Source organism: Castellaniella sp. FW104-7C03 (assembly GCF_040276085.1).
Taxonomy (GTDB): Bacteria; Pseudomonadota; Gammaproteobacteria; order Burkholderiales; family Burkholderiaceae_B; genus Castellaniella.
Window position 1 is genome coordinate 168,573 of record NZ_JBELOK010000006.1, and the last position, 15,056, is coordinate 183,628.

A 15,056-nucleotide genomic window follows, 5' to 3' on the forward strand; every position below is an offset into this window, starting at 1 on the left:
GTCTGGAGAAAGAAAGGGTTGAAAAGGGGCCAAGCCAGACATTATAGGGCGCAACAGTATCCGTGATGCCCGGATGTGCCGGATGTGGGAGTGCGACGGCGCCGGGGGTGGCCGGGTGTGGCTTGCGTGGCAGGCGGCGGACATAAAAAATCCCCGCCGATAGGCGGGGATGATCGAAACCGGTGAGACGGTCCGGGTGAGGCGGCCCGGATTATTTCAGTTTGATTTCTTTGTAGTCGACGTGCTTGCGAGCAACGGGATCAAATTTCTTGATCAGCATTTTCTCGGGCATGTTGCGCTTGTTCTTGGTGGTGGTATAGAAATGACCCGTACCAGCCGTGGATTCAAGCTTGATTTTTTCGCGGATACCTTTTGCCATGATGTATTCCTAGGGCCAATCAGGCCAGTTCGCCGCGGGCACGCAAATCGGCCAAAACGGAATCAATGCCGTTCTTGTCGATGGTGCGCAGGGCTTTGGTGGACACGCGAAGGCGCACCCAGCGGTTTTCGGACTCGACCCAAAACCGGCGCGATTGCAGGTTGGGCAAGAAGCGACGCTTGGTTTTGTTGTTCGCGTGCGAGACATTGTTGCCCACCATTGGGCCTTTGCCGGTTACTTGGCATACGCGTGCCATGGTCTCACCTCTGTATCTATATCAGGAAAGCCTGTCATTCTATACTGAAGTGCTGCTTTAGAGCAAGTAGCCTTTTGATCTTATATGGGTGCCCTAAGGACAGGCGGCTTGGCCAGGTGGCTGGCTACCCACGACAGCAGTGCGCAAATCGTTAGCAGGGTGGTAAGCGGCAGGGGGGTATCCGCATGCCATAGGCTGATTGCAAACCCTGACAGCGCGCCACACAGCATTTGCAGGCAGCCCATCAATGCAGACGCCGTGCCCAGCCGTGGGCCTTGTTCGGCCAGGGCCAGGGCCGCCGCATTGGGGTTTACAAACCCCTGGCTGGCCATGAAGCCTATCAGGCACACCATCAGCAGCGGTAGTGTAATCCAGCCGGCAAGCGTCAGGATCAAGCCCAGTGCGGTCATCAACACCAAAGAAATCTGGGCGCGCAGCAATAGTTTCAAGGGGGTATGGCGGCGCAGCAGGCGAGCACTGAGCTGTGCAGCCAAAATCAGCGATGCAGCGTTCAGGCCAAACAGAAGCCCAAACCAGCGGGGGTCGATGCCGTAGATGTCGATGAACACCTGGGGCGAGCCCGAGATATAGGCAAACATGCCCGCAGAGCCAAAGCCCCCCGCCAGTGCGTAGCCCATGAAACCGCGATGCCGCAGCAGCAAGCGAAAGTTTGCTGTAATGGTGGAGACGGCCAGCGGCGTGCGTAACTCTGCGGCCAGGGGCTCGCGCATGTTTCGCGTGGTCAGCCAGGTCAGTGCCACGCCGGCCGCAGCCATCAGGTAGAACACCGTGCGCCACGAGCCCAGAGTAACCGCCTGGCCACCCAACAGTGGCGCCACAATGGGCATGACGCCCATCACCAGCATTAATAAGGACAAGGCCCGGGCGGCTTCCTGCGTATCCAGGTAATCGCGGATAACCGCGCGCGGAATCACCATGCCGGCGGCGCCGCCAAATGCCTGGACAATGCGCCAGACAGTCAGTTGATAAATGTTGTCGCTCAGTGCGCAGCCCAGTGAGGCAATGGTGAAGAGCACCAGCCCGACCACCAGCGGCAACTTGCGGCCATAACGATCCGCCAGGGGGCCATACAGCAGCTGCGCCCCTGCCAATCCCAGCAGGTAACTGGCGAGCGTTCGCTCGACAAGGCCCTGGGGTGCTTGAAGGTCGTGAGCGATGGCGCCGAAGGCCGGCAAATACATGTCAATTGCCAGCGGGCCCAAAGCTGCCAGCGCGCCCATCAGAACCAGCCAAGATGGCATCAGGGCAGGGATTTTACGGGGCATTTGCGGCTTGATGAGGGCATCATTGGCGCTACTATAACAAGGTTCGTTGTGAACACAGGGAGGCTCTGTTGACTGCTCTTGTATCCGTTATCGAAAACAAGCTTGGTGCATTGTCCATTCCAGTATCCATGGAACTACCCGATGGTCAGCGGGTAGGCGCGGCCGATGCTCAAGTGCACTTCATCATCAAGGATTCGTCCGTACTCACGCATTTTGCGGCTGGCGAAGTCGGCGCCTTAGGCGAAGACTACGTCGAGGGCAAATTCGAGTTCAATGGCTCGGTGCGCAACTTGATGAGTCTGGCATCAAGTATCTTGCCAGGCTCGCCCGTCGAGGCAGCCGAGCTCGGCTGGCTTACCGGCCTGGTTCAGCGTCTGGTGTCGGTCTGGCGTCACTCTATAGAGCGCGATGCCCGCCAAATCGAATTTCACTACGATTTATCCGATGATTTCTATGCCTTGTGGCTGGATCCGCGCCGGGTGTATTCCTGTGCGTATTTCCGCACGCCCGACATGACCATCGCTCAGGCGCAAGAAGCTAAACTCGATCACATCTGTCGCAAGCTGGCACTCAAGCCGGGCGAGCGTTTCCTGGATGTGGGCGGCGGCTGGGGCGGCCTGATGCTATGGGCAGCCGAGCACTACGATGTGGATGTGACGGGCATCACGCTCTCGCACAACCAGCATGCGTACGTCAATAAGCTGATCCAGGAAAAAGGCCTGTCGGGGCGGGTGCGCATGGAGCTCCTCGACTACCGCAAGCTGGATGAATCCCGACCGTACGACAAGATCTCCTCCGTGGGGATGTTCGAGCACGTGGGCCGGGCCCAGCTGGTGGGTTACTTCGGCAAGCTTCGGCGACTGGTGCGGCCAGGCGGCCTGATCATGAACCACGGGATCACAGCCGGTGGGCTCAGCAACACAGAGCTCGGTGCAGGCATGGGCGACTTCATCGAGAAATTCATCTTTCCGGGTGGTGAGCTCTCGCATATTCATTTTGTGATGGAGTCGCTGGCCGAGGCCGGCCTCGAAGACCTCGATGTCGAAAACATCCGGCCGCATTATGCCCGCACCTTATGGGCCTGGAGCGATGAGCTCGAGGCCCGTCTGGATGAAGCCAAGGCGATTCTCAATACCCCCCAGGGCTTGCGCTCGCTGCGAGCGTATCGCATGTATCTTGCCGGGTGCGCCATGGGTTTCGAACATGGCTGGATTGCGCTGCACCAGATCCTCGCCCAGCCCCAGCCCGCAGGGCGTTCGGACGAGCTCGATTATCCAGCCGATCAGGCGTATCCCTGGCGCAGGGATTACATCTATAACAGTCGTTAAAGCGTCTGTTTATACGGTGCATATTTCCCCCCAAAAGGCTGGTCTTTTTGGGGGGGAATTCTTGAGTTTCTGCTAAAGGTCTTTATTTTCATGCATCTTGCGTGTAAAATAACGTTTCTGCTGTATTAAGATCTTCCACTCTGATAGCGGCGAGCCCCGTTTCCTGGGCACTCGCCTAGATCTGTCCCTTGGCGCATCGCGCCTGTAGTGTCGGTATGTATTGGCGGTTTTCACTGTCTTCCGCACACCCTCCCCTAAGCTATGGCGTCTGGTACCCGCGTATCAGCCGTCTCCGTAACCCAAAGGAGGCTTCAATGTCTAATTTCCTGCGCACGTCGCGTACCGCGACTCCTCTCTCCCGTCTGAACCGCTCGGTGCTGGGCCTGGCCCTTACCGCCGTCATGGCCGGCCTGTCACTGGCGCCTGCCGCTGCCCAGGCGGCAGATGACCTCAAGTGCGAACTCGATCGCCCCATGCGCTTTGGCGGCATGAACTGGGAGTCCAACCTGGTGCTGGTCGAAGTCGAGCGCTTTATCGTCAAGCATGGTTATGGTTGCGATTCCGAAGTGCTGCCTACCGAAACCCTGCCTGCGCTGGCAGCCTTGCAACGGGGCGACCTCGATATCAACAGCGAAATTTGGCTCAACAGCACACTGGAACCCTGGACCAAGGCCGAGGCCACAGGCAAGGTCAAGCGGATTGGGGACATCTACATGGGCGGCGAAGCCTGGTTTATTCCCAAGTACACCGCCGAGCGCCTGCCCGATCTGAAAAAAGCCTCTGACCTGCCCAAATACTGGGAGGATTTCAAGGATCCCGAAGAGCCCACCAAGGGCCGCTTCTATGGTTGCCCGGCCGGCTGGGGCTGCGAAGTTGTCAGCACCAATCTGTTTCATGCACTGGGCCTCGAAGACACCTTCACGCTGTTCTCCCCGGGTACCGGCGCCACACAAAAGGCAGCCTTGACAGCCGCCTATCAGCGTAAAGAAAACGTTGTGTTTTATTACTGGTATCCCACACCGCTGGTGGGCTCCATGGACCTCGTCAAGCTCGAACTGCCTGCTTATGATGCCGCCAATCAAAAGTGCCTGACAAACCCCAATTGCGAGAACCCGCAAGCCAGCGACTACCCCGAGAACCCGGTCTTTACCGCGGTGACCACTCAGTTCACCGAGGATGCACCCAAGCTGACGGCGTTCCTGTCCAAGGTCAAGGTACCGCTGGATGTCATGAACCAGACCATGGCTTACATGGAAAAGAACGAAGCCGAGCCTCAGCCCACCGCACAGTGGTTCCTGCAAAACAAGCAGGACGTCTGGACGAAATGGTTGCCTGCTGACGTCACCGAGCGGGTCAAGGCTGCCTTGTAAGGGGCGCTGAATGTTTCCCGAACTGATTTCAGCACGGGCACTGCAAAAGCCCATTGATGACTTCGTCAATGGGCTGGTGACGCAGTATTCAGATGTGCTGCGGGCCTTGACACAGCCTCTGCTGGATCTCCTGATCTGGGCCGATCACTTGCTGCGCTATTCGCCCTGGTGGGCGGTTGTCCTGGCTGTGGTGGGGCTTGCCTGGTTCAGCAGCCGGCAGTGGCGCTTCAGCCTGGCCATGGGCGGCCTGCTGTGCCTGCTGGGGGCCATCGGCCTCTGGGAGGCCTCGATGCAGACGCTGTCCTTGATGTTGGTGGCCGTGGTGTTTTCTGTGGTGATTGGCATCCCGGTGGGGATTGCCATGGCCAGCTTTCGCTGGGTTCGTACCGTGATGCTGCCTGTCCTGGACATCATGCAGACCATGCCCAGCTTTGTGTACCTGATTCCAGTGGTGATGCTGTTCAATCTGGGTAAGCTGGCGGCCTTGTTCGCCACCGTCATCTACGCCGTACCGCCAGTGATCCGTCTCACCGACCTCGGTATCCGCCTGGTGGATTCCGAGGTGCTCGAAGCCTCCAAAGCCTTTGGTGCCAGCCGGTCACGCCAGTTGTTTGGCGTACAGCTGCCCCTGGCGATGCCCAATATCATGGCGGGCATCAACCAAACCACCATGATGGCATTGGCCATGGTTGTGATCGCCTCCATGATCGGGGTGCGTGGGCTGGGCTACGAAGTATTGCAGGGCATCAATCGCCTGCAGGTGGGGCGTGGCCTGATGGCGGGGCTGGGTATTGTCATTTTGGCCATTATTTTTGATCGCATTACCCAAAAATTTGGCCAGCGGCATGCCACCCGGAGGGCCTGATATGAGCAAGATCGAAGTCCGCAATATTTACAAGATTTTTGGGTCCCATCCAGATCGCTGGCTGCCAGCGGCCCGTGAAGGTCTTTCCAAAGAGGCCTTGCTCGAGCGCAGCGGCCACACCCTGGGCCTGCGTGATATCAGCCTGTCCATCAAAGAGGGTGATATCCACGTGATCATGGGTTTGTCCGGCTCGGGTAAATCCACGCTCATCCGGCATTTCAACCGCCTGATTGAACCCAGTGCGGGTCAGATCCTGGTGGATGGGGTGGATGTGGTTGGCCTTAAGCCCAAAGAGCTCGAGCGCTTTCGCCAGCAAAAAATGAGCATGGTGTTTCAGCGTTTCGGCTTGATGCCGCATCGCACGGTGCTGGATAACGCCGCCTACGGGCTGGCCGTGCAAGGCGTAAGCCGTTCGCAGCGTAATCAGCGTGCTGCCCATTGGCTCGAGCAAGTGGGGCTGAGCGGGTTTGAGGCACAATACCCTCACCAGCTATCGGGCGGGATGCAGCAACGGGTGGGCCTGGCGCGTGCGCTGGCCACGGATGCCGAAATCCTGTTGATGGATGAGGCGTTCTCGGCACTGGATCCTCTGATCCGCCACGAGATGCAGGATCAATTGCTGGCCTTGCAGGCCCGGCTGAATAAAACCATTGTGTTTATCACGCACGATCTCGACGAAGCCCTGCGGCTGGGCAACCGCATCGCCATCCTCAAAGATGGCGAGCTTATCCAGGAAGGCACCCCCGAAGACATTCTGCTGTCTCCGGCCAATGATTACATCGAGTCTTTTCTGCAAGATGTCAATCGTGGCAAGGTACTCAATGCGTCGCACGCTTGCAACGAGCGCCCCCTGACGCTCACCATGCGCAGCAAGCCGGATCACGCCCTCGAGCGTCTGAAGGCACGGGATTACGAATACGCTGCCGTGCTGGATGGCAAGCGCCTGGCCGGAGTGTTGATGCGGGCAGATGCGCAACGTGCGGTGTCTGAAAACGCCCGGGATATCGGACGCTACATCAGTGATATGGCTTCTGTGCCCGCTTCGGCGGGCCTGGATCAGGTGCTGGCGCAGTTGCTGCAAACGCCTGCGCCTGTGGCCGTCACCGACGACGCGGGGGAATTCATCGGCGTGCTGTCACGCAGCAAGGTGGTCGAGCTGGTTACCCCGGGGCCTGGCACGGATGCGAGCGAGAGCAGTGATGCGGTGTTGGCGGATGTACCGGCCAACACTCTGCCAGAGGCCGAGTCGGCCCGACGTCCGGCGGCCTGACAGCCGCTGCCCTGTTGATAGGCTGGGGTCGGCAAGACCCCGTCTGGCGAGTATCAAGCCGGGGTTTACGTTGGTTTGATACCTGCACGGCGGCGCTGCTGACGCAGCACGTGGCCGTACCAGCCAAACAGCAATAGGGCGGTCAGTGCCAAGCCTGCCATGGCCATGATCCACATGGTGGCGGTGCCCACCGGGGCGCCCGGCATAAACCAGGCAGCCACCGGTGCCAGGGCACCGGCCTGGGGCCCATAGCCCAGCCACCAGCCGCCAATCAGGCCCAAGCCGGTCAGTGCCGTGATTTGCAAGATCAGCGGCACCATGGCAATTTTGTATGCCCGCAAAATGTAGGCGCTGATGCAGTGCATGGCATCACAAAAGTGAAACCACGGCGCAATTTGCAACAGCGTCAGGGCAATCAGCGCCACCTGGGTGTCGCTGGTATAGGCATACACAATTGGCTTTTGCGCCACGATCAGCAGCAGGTTGGTGATCAGGGCGCCGGCCAGCACCAGCCCAACGCCGTGCAGGCCGGTTTGCCGGGCAGTGGCCAGTTGATGCGCGCCCACTGCCTGTGCGGTCAGTGAGGCCGTGGCAAGGCTGAGTGACATGGGCAGCATGTAGCACAGCGCGATCAGATTGGCCAGGATCTGCTGGGCGCCACTGGCATAGATGCCGTCGCGCGCCACCAGTAGCGCCATGAAACTGAAGGCACACACCTCTATCAAATAAGAGCCTCCCATGGGCAGGCCCAGGCGCAGCAGTTCTTTTTGGTCCAGCCATCGAGGCCGGCTGACGCGCAGCAGCAACTGGTGAAATGCTGGCTGGTGCCGGATCATCCAGAACCCGGCAGCCAGCATCATCCAGCTGACCACCAAGGTAGAGAGGCCTGCGCCCACCGCGCCCAGTGGTGCGACACCCAGGCCACCAAAAATAAACCAGAGGTTGAAGCCCAGCTTGAAGACGATGCTGCCCAGGTTGATGATCATCACCCCGCGCGTGTGCGAGATGGCAGTGGCCATGGCGTAGATAGTGCGAAACAGCAAGGCGGCCGGCAGTGCGGCTGCCAGGGCCATCAGATAGCCCGCTACCCGCTCTCTGACAGCAGGTTCGATGTTGCCTGAGAGCGACAGCCAGATATCCGGAAACATCAGTGTGGCACTGCCCAGCACTGATAATGCCAGGGCCAGCCAGACGCCTTGGCCCCAGGCGGCACCCGCTTGGGGCAACCGTCCGGCACCAAAATGCTGGGCAATGATGGGGATCAGGGCGTGCACCACGCCCATCAGGCCAATAAATACGGTGATGTAGATGGATGCGCCCAAGGCCATCGCTTGCAGATCGATGGCGTCGGTGTGTCCCACCATGGCGGTGTCCAGCACCGCAAAAATGATGCCGGCCCAGGCGCTGATCAGAATGGGCCAGGATTGCTGGGCAATCGTGCGCCAGGGCGCCGGGCGGGCAACAGAGGCAGAAGCCATGGGGGCAGGGGTGTCCGGGCTGGGGAGTGTCAGGGGGCTGGTGTAATCCGCACTAGCCGGAACATCTCGTGGCGGTCTGGGCCACGACGCCCTTGCCACAGGATATGGTGACCGGCAGGCGAAGGTTGGTCGGCCTCGCCGGAGTCGATATCCAGTTGTTGCAACAGCAGGGGGCATTCGCCGTCAAAGGTGAATTCGATCTGGTTAAAGACCAAAAAGGATGCCCGTTGACCGCTGCCCAGGCCCTGTGTACGAATGCATTCGCCAGGCTCGCGGGATTGTTCCAGGGCGTGGGCCAGGGATGCAGAGACCCCGCGGTAGCTGCGCACGTAATCGAGGGCAGGCATCCAGAGGGTGGCCAGCAGCAGCCAGGTGGTGAGCAAGCCACCTGCAGACAAGACTGTCCCGCGCCACAGGCCGGCCGGATGGTTGCGCAGGCGCCAGCGCACCAGTGCAATCCAGCCCAGCGTGCCCAGTATGGCGATGGCGGTAGCCGGCCAGGCGACGTGAATATGGATGCCGGCTGTCTGGCGTGCAATATTGGCGGAGATCTGTGCCGGCCAGCCGCTTTGCAGGGCAATCCAGCCCAGCCACACCGTGGCTGCCGTGAGTGAAAAGCACATCATGGCAAACCAATCGAGGGTGTTGACGACGCCACGGCGCAGCGTAGGTAGTGCAAAGGCAGCCAGGACGGCGCTGGGCACGGCCAGTGTGCTGTATTCGGGCTCGAAGGGGTCGCTGCTGGCCAGCAACACCAGCAAGGCGCCCAGGGCAAAGCTTAGGGGAATGCGCATGTGTGGTGCGGCAAACCAGTCGCGCCAGCGCCAAAGGGCCAGCAGGGCCAACGGCCAGGTGGGCCATAAAAACCAGGGCAGATCGCGGGCAATGTTGAGCCAGGCCCGGGCGCTGGGCCAACTGAAGGCGTCTTCAGACCAGATCAGCCAGCTGCTTGTCCAATAGGGGCCAAACGTGCGGGCCGGAATCCACCAAAGCAGGATCAGGCTGCCTGCAATCAGGGCGCTGACAAACAGCCATTTTTTAATATGTGCCAGAGGGCCGCCGGGCAGCAGGATAAAAACCGTGGCCAGCATCAGTGGCAGGCTGCCCAGCCAGCCGCGGGCCAAAAATCCGGCACCGATCGCCACCCCCAGGGTGATGGCTCCGGAAACAGGATGATCGAGCATGCGGGCGACTGCGTAGAAGGCGAGGGCCTGGCAGGCAATGACGGCGGGCACCTCGGAGGTCTCGTGCATGCGCCAGATGATGCCGACCGTGGCCACAATCAGCAGCAGCGCCGCATCGGCCAGCATCCGGCCATAATCGCGCTCGTTGGGCTCGCCACCAAAGGGCAGGGCCAACGGCTGTGCTTCGCGCCTGCGTCCCAGCAGATAGGTGCCATACCAGATGGAGCTGGCAAGAATGGCAAACCAGAGAATATTGGGCAGGCGCGAGGCGATGATCGCGGCGTTGAGCGGGGTAAAAAAGATTTCTAGCAAAGGGCGCAAGAGCGCAATAAACGTAGCGCCCACCCAGGTAACCAATGGCCCGTCTTGTGCCTGTGCCAGGTGCCCCACCTGAGGCAGCAGCCAGGCGTGTGCTTGTCCTGACAGCGCGGTGAGCATTGTCGCCAGGCCCGTGACGTCGTCGGTTTTCCAGGGATCACGGTAAAACAGGCCGGCCAAAATGTAAATCAGCCCCACCGACACCAGAATGAGCCGGGGCAATTTTGCGGCTGCGGTGGCCGTCAGCCGGGCAGGCGTGGATTGCGGTGGGTCGGTGCGCACGGGGTCAGCCAGAAGGTTGGAGCATGAGGCTCATGTTAAATGAAAAAGGCAGCCAGACGGCTGCCTTTGTGGCATTGTACGGAGATGCACATAGTGTGCGCCGCCGTACAGGCCGATGCGTGGACGGGTTATTTTTTAACCGTGCCAGCAGTACGGGCAAAACGGGCGCGGAATTTCTCGACGCGGCCGGTTTCGACGATACGCGTTTGTGCGCCCGTGTAAAAGGGGTGCGATTCGGAGGTGACGTCGCACTTGAACAGCGGGTACGTCTTGCCGTCGATTTCGGTGGTTTCGCGGGAGTTCAAGGACGAACGGGAAATAAACGTGTTACCCGTTTGCTGGTCCAGAAACGCAACCTCGCGGTATTCGGGGTGGATGCCTTCTTTCATGGTGATATCCGTAAGTGTGGTGGGGTCGCCAGCCAGACGGATGTGATCGCTCACATCAAGATCCTGGCAACGTATCCAAGGTTTAGCCTTGCATTCTACCATTGTTTTATAGTTGCCCGCGTTCCGCCAAAGAGACAACATCTGTGGCCCCCACCACCAGGTGGTCAAGCAGGCGTACGTCCACCAGGGCCAGTGCCTGCTTGAGCTGGCGCGTCAGGGCGATATCGGCCGGGCTGGGTTCGGACAGGCCTGAGGGATGGTTATGCGCAATGATCAGGGCGGCCGCATGGTGCTGCAGGGCGGATTTGACGAGTTCACGAGGGTACACCGAGGCGTGCGACAGCGTGCCTTTGGCCACTTCAACGCAGTCGATCAGGCGCAGTTGCGTGTCCAGAAACAGGCCGATGCAATGCTCGATCCTCAGGTGGGCCAGGCGCATCGCACAAAATTGCTTTACCTGGTTGGGCTGATTAAGTGCCCGGCCGTTGCGCAGAGGCTCTTCCAGCGCCCTGCGCCCAAGCTCCTGTACCGCCAGAAGCTCGCAGGTCTTGGCAGCCCCCAGGCCGGGAAAAGCTAGCAGGGCAGTTGTTTCTGCCGACAGCAGACGGCGCAGCCCGCCGAAGTGCTCGATCAGGTCATGGGCCATGCTGACCGCCGACCGTCCGCGTGTGCCGGTGCGCAGCAAGACTGCCAGCAGCTCCGGGGAAGTCAGGGACTGTACACCGTGCCGCAACAGGCGTTCGCGCGGACGCTCGTTGCAGGGGGATTGGCTGTCTTGTGGCATCATTGACCTTAAACTATCAAAGTTTGATTTATTGGGTGATCCATTTTGACCTCTTCCAACGACGTGGCACATGTTCATGCAGACTCTTATGTCACGCTGCACTATCGTATCGAGCCGCTTTCGGGGCCTGCGGCCGGCACCGCTTTTGCGGATACCTTCCTGGATCGCCCCGCCACCCTGCAGATGGGGATGGGGCAGTGGGCGCCTGGGCTCGAAGCCATCCTGATCGGCCAGCCCGAGGGCGCGCACTTTACCCAGGATGTGCCTGCGGCACAGGCCTACGGCGAGCGAAATCCCGAACTCCTGCGCTGGATTTCCCACGATGAAATGGTTCGTAATGCACCGCCCGACACCGTCTTCGAGGCCGGTGATCTCATCGAGTTCGTCGCGCCCAATGGCGGGCGATACTCCGGGGTGCTCAAAACATTAGAGGGCGATTCGGCCCTGTTTGATTTCAACCATCCGCTGGCGGGCGTCGACTTGCAGGTTGAGGTTCGTATTTTGGGGGTTTTGTGATGTCTGATTCCACCGACAAACTTGCCCTGGAGGCTGCTCCCGAGGTTGTGCTGGCACAGCCTCGCGGGTTTTGTGCCGGTGTCGACCGTGCCATTGACATCGTCGAGCGGGCGCTCGAGATTCACGGTGCGCCCATTTACGTGCGCCACGAGATCGTGCATAACCGTTACGTGGTCGAAGACCTCCGTGCCAAGGGGGCGGTGTTTATCGACGAGCTCGAAGACGCACCGACCGGGGCAATCGTTATTTTTTCGGCACACGGGGTTTCCCGTGCCGTGCGCACCGAGGCCCAGGATCGCGGCCAACGCATTTTTGATGCCACATGCCCGCTGGTTACCAAAGTGCACGTCGAAGTCGCCCGCATGCGTAAAGAAGGCCGCGAGGTCATCATGATCGGCCACAGGGGGCACCCCGAGGTCGAAGGCACCCTGGGTCAGGCCGACGAGGGCATGTACCTGGTTGAAACCATCGAGGACGTTCAGGCCTTGCAGGTGCGCAATCCCCAACATCTGGCGTTTGTCACCCAAACCACCTTGTCCATCGACGACGCTGCGCAGGTGGCGAATGCCCTGCGCACGCGGTTTCCGGGGATCACCGAGCCCAAAAAGGGCGATATCTGCTATGCCACGCAAAATCGCCAGGATGCCGTGCGCGTCATGGCGCCGCAGTGCGATCTGGTGCTGGTGGTGGGCAGCCCCAACAGTTCCAACTCCAATCGCTTGCGCGAAGTTGCAGAGCGCAAAGGGGTGACGGCGTACTTGCTGGATTCGCCCGATATGATCCAGCCCGAGTGGCTGCGGGATGCGCGTCGTGTGGGCGTCACGGCCGGTGCCTCGGCACCCGAGGCACTTGTGCAGCAGGTGCTTGGTCGCCTGCGCGAACTCGGCGTGCGCTCGGTGCGGCCACTCGATGGTATCCGCGAGCAAGTGTCCTTTCCGCTACCCCGAGAACTCTCGCGCAAGCACTCTGCCTGAGCAGCAGATATCCGGGTAACAGCCAAGGCAGGCAAGGCCGGCCCGTCCGTACAGATTTCAGCAGGAGACTCCCCATGAAAATCGGATTTTGCGGCCTGGGCCGAATGGGCGTACCCATGGTGCGGCGCCTTTTGCAGGCAGGCCACCAGGTGCATGTCTGGAACCGCTCGCCCGGCCCGGCCCAAACGCTGGCTGCCGAAGGCGCCATCGTGTGCCCCACGCCACAGGCGCTGGCCGATGCCTGTGAATACGTGGCCCTGTGCCTGTTTGATGCCGCTGCCGTCGAGGCTGTGGTGTTTGGCCAAGCCGGCCTGGCGCAGTCTGCCCATTTGGCTGCGATTGTTGATCATTCTTCGATCCCGCCAGACGCTACCCGGCTTTTTGCCCAGCGCCTGCAAGCGGCCAATGGGGCCCAGTGGCTGGATGCGCCGGTATCGGGCGGCACCGGTGGTGCGGCAGCCGGCACACTTGCCGTGATGGCTGGTGGCCCGGTGCAACTATGTGATCACCTCAAACCGGTGTTGTCAGCCTACGCACATCGCGTCACCCATATGGGGCCGGTGGGCGCAGGGCAGGTCAGCAAGTTGTGCAATCAGGCCATCGTCACCACCACATTGGCGGCAATCGCCGAAGCCATTGCCCTGGCCCGCGAGGCCGGAGTGGATGCTTCCCGTCTGTCCGAGGCACTCCAGGGTGGTTGGGCCGATTCCACCCTGCTGCAGATTTTTGTGCCACGCATGACCCAACCCCCACCGGCGCCGCAAGCCAGCCTGGACACCCTGGTTAAAGACCTCAATACGGTGGCGGCACTTGCCCAGGCGCAGGGCACTGCCATGCCGGTGGTATCTGCCGTGGGGCAGGCCTGGCGCATGGCCAGCCGGCAGGGGCTGGGTGCGGCCGATGCGTCCCAACTGATTCGTCTGTACGATATGCAGTCCAACACGGGAGACTCTGCATGAATCGAGGTTTGAAGGTAACGCTGGCGCTTGGAGGCATTGTTGTTCTGGGATACATGGGCGCATCCTGGTATGCCGGCCAGATTGCCCAACAGTCCATCGTTTCCTGGGTTGATCAAACCAATCAGGACATCCAGCGGCAGTGGACGGCACCTGAAACCCCACCCGAACTGCAGGTTGCTGACTATCAGCGGGGCGTTTTTTCGTCACAAGCCCGCTACATTTTTAAATTTACCGATCAGGATGGCCAGGCGCAGTCGCTGGCTGTAGAACAGGCACTTCAACATGGCCCCTGGCCCCTGGAGGCACTGAAAAACGGCATCTGGCAACCGTTGGCAGCCTATAGCCATCTGCAGCCCTTGCCCGACGGTGCCTGGCAGCCCTGGTTTGATGTAGTGGCTGATCATCAGGTGCCCTGGCAGGCTACTGTGCAAGTAGGGTTCCAAGGGCAGGCCAGCGGTGTCTGGACACTGCAACCGGTTAAAACCATCGGCGAGCTTGCGCTGGATTTCAGTGGCGGTGTGCTGCGCGCCGATTACACGCCCAAGCAGCGTCAAACCACTGTCACCGCAGAGGCCCAATCCCTGAAAATTCAGGATGACAGCGGGTTGCTGCACTTTGAAGATCTGCATTTCCAGGGGCTGACTACCCTGAGTGGTGAAACCGACATGCAATCGCACCAAACCCTCCAGGCAAGCCAGGTGCGCATCCAGCAGGAGGGGGCGCCGGATCTTTTATTGCATCAGCCTGCCATGTTGCTGGACCTTGCCCGTACGGGCAGTTTGCTTGATGGCCGGGTGCGCTATGACGTCGAGCAATTGTCCGCCGGCAAGCAGAATCTTGGCACCTTGCAGTTGCAGGCGTCGGCACAGCAATTAAATGTCGAGGCAGTGCAAGCCCTGATGGCCTTACTGGCGCAGCAGCAAGCTCAGGACGATGATGGCGCGCCGCTGACGCCCCAGCAAGAACAGCAGGTGCGCGAGGCCTTGCTGCCTGTGCTGGCGGCATCTCCCCGCCTGGCCCTGGATGCAGTCACCTGGAAAACCGACAAAGGCCAGACCGACTTCAAGGCAGTGGCACAGTTTCGGCCGGTGCCCCAGGACGCCGACCCCGACCTGGGCCGCACGATTGAATCGGCCATTGCCCGTGTCTCGGCACACGCGGGTGTCTCCAGGCCCATGCTGATGCAGATTTTGCGCGATACGCAAGCCAGCAGCTCTGACGGCGATATGGCGGTTGCACTGATTGGCATGCTGTTCGATCGCTATAGTGGCCGTCTGCGGCGTGCCGAGCTGCTGCGCGAGCAAGACGGACAGCTGCAAGTGGATATTTCTTATGCCGATGGTGTGGTAACCATCAACGATCGTGAAATGACCCCCCCTGAACTATCCGGCCGTTTATCGGCGGCATTGGGAGAGTAA

15 protein-coding genes are annotated in these 15,056 nt (G+C 60.4%); 8 read left to right on the forward strand and 7 right to left on the reverse strand.

Going from position 1 to position 15,056, the window contains the following annotated elements; all coding sequences use genetic code 11:
* Window positions 1–211: 211 nt before the first annotated feature.
* The 3 genes from rpmG to ABS758_RS09280 form a co-directional block, all read right to left on the reverse strand.
* Window positions 212–379 (reverse strand): 50S ribosomal protein L33, encoded by a 168-nt coding sequence (gene rpmG / locus ABS758_RS09270; RefSeq protein ID WP_094827438.1) that lies wholly within the window; start codon window positions 377–379, stop codon window positions 212–214.
* Between the two features lie 19 nt (window positions 380–398).
* Complete coding sequence (gene rpmB / locus ABS758_RS09275; RefSeq protein ID WP_066453342.1) at window positions 399–635, reverse strand: 50S ribosomal protein L28; 237 nt, start codon at window positions 633–635, stop codon at window positions 399–401.
* An 80-nt stretch (window positions 636–715) separates the two neighbouring features.
* On the reverse strand, window positions 716–1,921 hold the full coding sequence (locus ABS758_RS09280) for a multidrug effflux MFS transporter (protein ID WP_350382075.1): 1,206 nt from the start codon (window positions 1,919–1,921) through the stop codon (window positions 716–718).
* A gap of 68 nt (window positions 1,922–1,989) precedes the next feature.
* Here ABS758_RS09280 and ABS758_RS09285 point away from each other — a divergent pair, with 68 nt between their 5' ends.
* The 4 genes from ABS758_RS09285 (at window position 1,990) to ABS758_RS09300 (ending at window position 6,754) form a co-directional block, all read left to right on the forward strand.
* A complete protein-coding gene (locus tag ABS758_RS09285) occupies window positions 1,990–3,249 on the forward strand; it encodes a class I SAM-dependent methyltransferase (RefSeq protein ID WP_350382073.1) in 1,260 nt (419 codons plus the stop codon).
* A gap of 401 nt (window positions 3,250–3,650) precedes the next feature.
* Window positions 3,651–4,619 (forward strand): ABC transporter substrate-binding protein, encoded by a 969-nt coding sequence (locus ABS758_RS09290; protein WP_350382282.1) that lies wholly within the window; start codon window positions 3,651–3,653, stop codon window positions 4,617–4,619.
* A gap of 10 nt (window positions 4,620–4,629) precedes the next feature.
* Entirely contained in the window at window positions 4,630–5,484 is an 855-nt protein-coding gene (locus tag ABS758_RS09295; RefSeq protein WP_350382072.1) for an ABC transporter permease, read from the forward strand.
* Window position 5,485: 1 nt separating this feature from the next.
* Window positions 5,486–6,754, forward strand: a complete 1,269-nt coding sequence (locus ABS758_RS09300; protein ID WP_350382071.1) for a quaternary amine ABC transporter ATP-binding protein — start codon at window positions 5,486–5,488, stop codon at window positions 6,752–6,754.
* 65 nt (window positions 6,755–6,819) lie between these two features.
* On the opposite strand, the gene ABS758_RS09305 is transcribed toward ABS758_RS09300, so the two are convergent.
* The 4 genes from ABS758_RS09305 to radC form a co-directional block, all read right to left on the reverse strand.
* Entirely contained in the window at window positions 6,820–8,232 is a 1,413-nt protein-coding gene (locus tag ABS758_RS09305; protein WP_350382069.1) for an MATE family efflux transporter, read from the reverse strand.
* 29 nt (window positions 8,233–8,261) lie between these two features.
* On the reverse strand, window positions 8,262–10,016 hold the full coding sequence (locus ABS758_RS09310; RefSeq protein ID WP_350382068.1) for an ArnT family glycosyltransferase: 1,755 nt from the start codon (window positions 10,014–10,016) through the stop codon (window positions 8,262–8,264).
* A gap of 128 nt (window positions 10,017–10,144) precedes the next feature.
* Complete coding sequence (locus ABS758_RS09315; RefSeq protein ID WP_350382280.1) at window positions 10,145–10,405, reverse strand: type B 50S ribosomal protein L31; 261 nt, start codon at window positions 10,403–10,405, stop codon at window positions 10,145–10,147.
* Between the two features lie 106 nt (window positions 10,406–10,511).
* On the reverse strand, window positions 10,512–11,189 hold the full coding sequence (radC, locus tag ABS758_RS09320; RefSeq protein ID WP_350382278.1) for a RadC family protein: 678 nt from the start codon (window positions 11,187–11,189) through the stop codon (window positions 10,512–10,514).
* A gap of 42 nt (window positions 11,190–11,231) precedes the next feature.
* Between radC and ABS758_RS09325 the strand changes: the two genes are divergently transcribed.
* The 4 genes from ABS758_RS09325 to ABS758_RS09340 all read left to right on the forward strand — a co-directional run bounded on the left by ABS758_RS09325 (window position 11,232) and on the right by ABS758_RS09340 (window position 15,056).
* Complete coding sequence (locus ABS758_RS09325; protein ID WP_350382276.1) at window positions 11,232–11,705, forward strand: FKBP-type peptidyl-prolyl cis-trans isomerase; 474 nt, start codon at window positions 11,232–11,234, stop codon at window positions 11,703–11,705.
* Window positions 11,705–12,679 carry a 4-hydroxy-3-methylbut-2-enyl diphosphate reductase gene (gene ispH, locus ABS758_RS09330; RefSeq protein WP_350382066.1) on the forward strand — a complete coding sequence of 325 codons (975 nt, stop codon included), beginning with the start codon at window positions 11,705–11,707 and terminating at the stop codon, window positions 12,677–12,679. Before ABS758_RS09325 ends, ispH begins: the two co-directional genes overlap by 1 nt.
* Before the next feature lie 74 nt (window positions 12,680–12,753).
* Window positions 12,754–13,638 (forward strand): NAD(P)-dependent oxidoreductase, encoded by an 885-nt coding sequence (locus tag ABS758_RS09335; protein ID WP_350382064.1) that lies wholly within the window; start codon window positions 12,754–12,756, stop codon window positions 13,636–13,638.
* Window positions 13,635–15,056, forward strand: a complete 1,422-nt coding sequence (locus ABS758_RS09340; RefSeq protein WP_350382062.1) for a YdgA family protein — start codon at window positions 13,635–13,637, stop codon at window positions 15,054–15,056. Before ABS758_RS09335 ends, ABS758_RS09340 begins: the two co-directional genes overlap by 4 nt.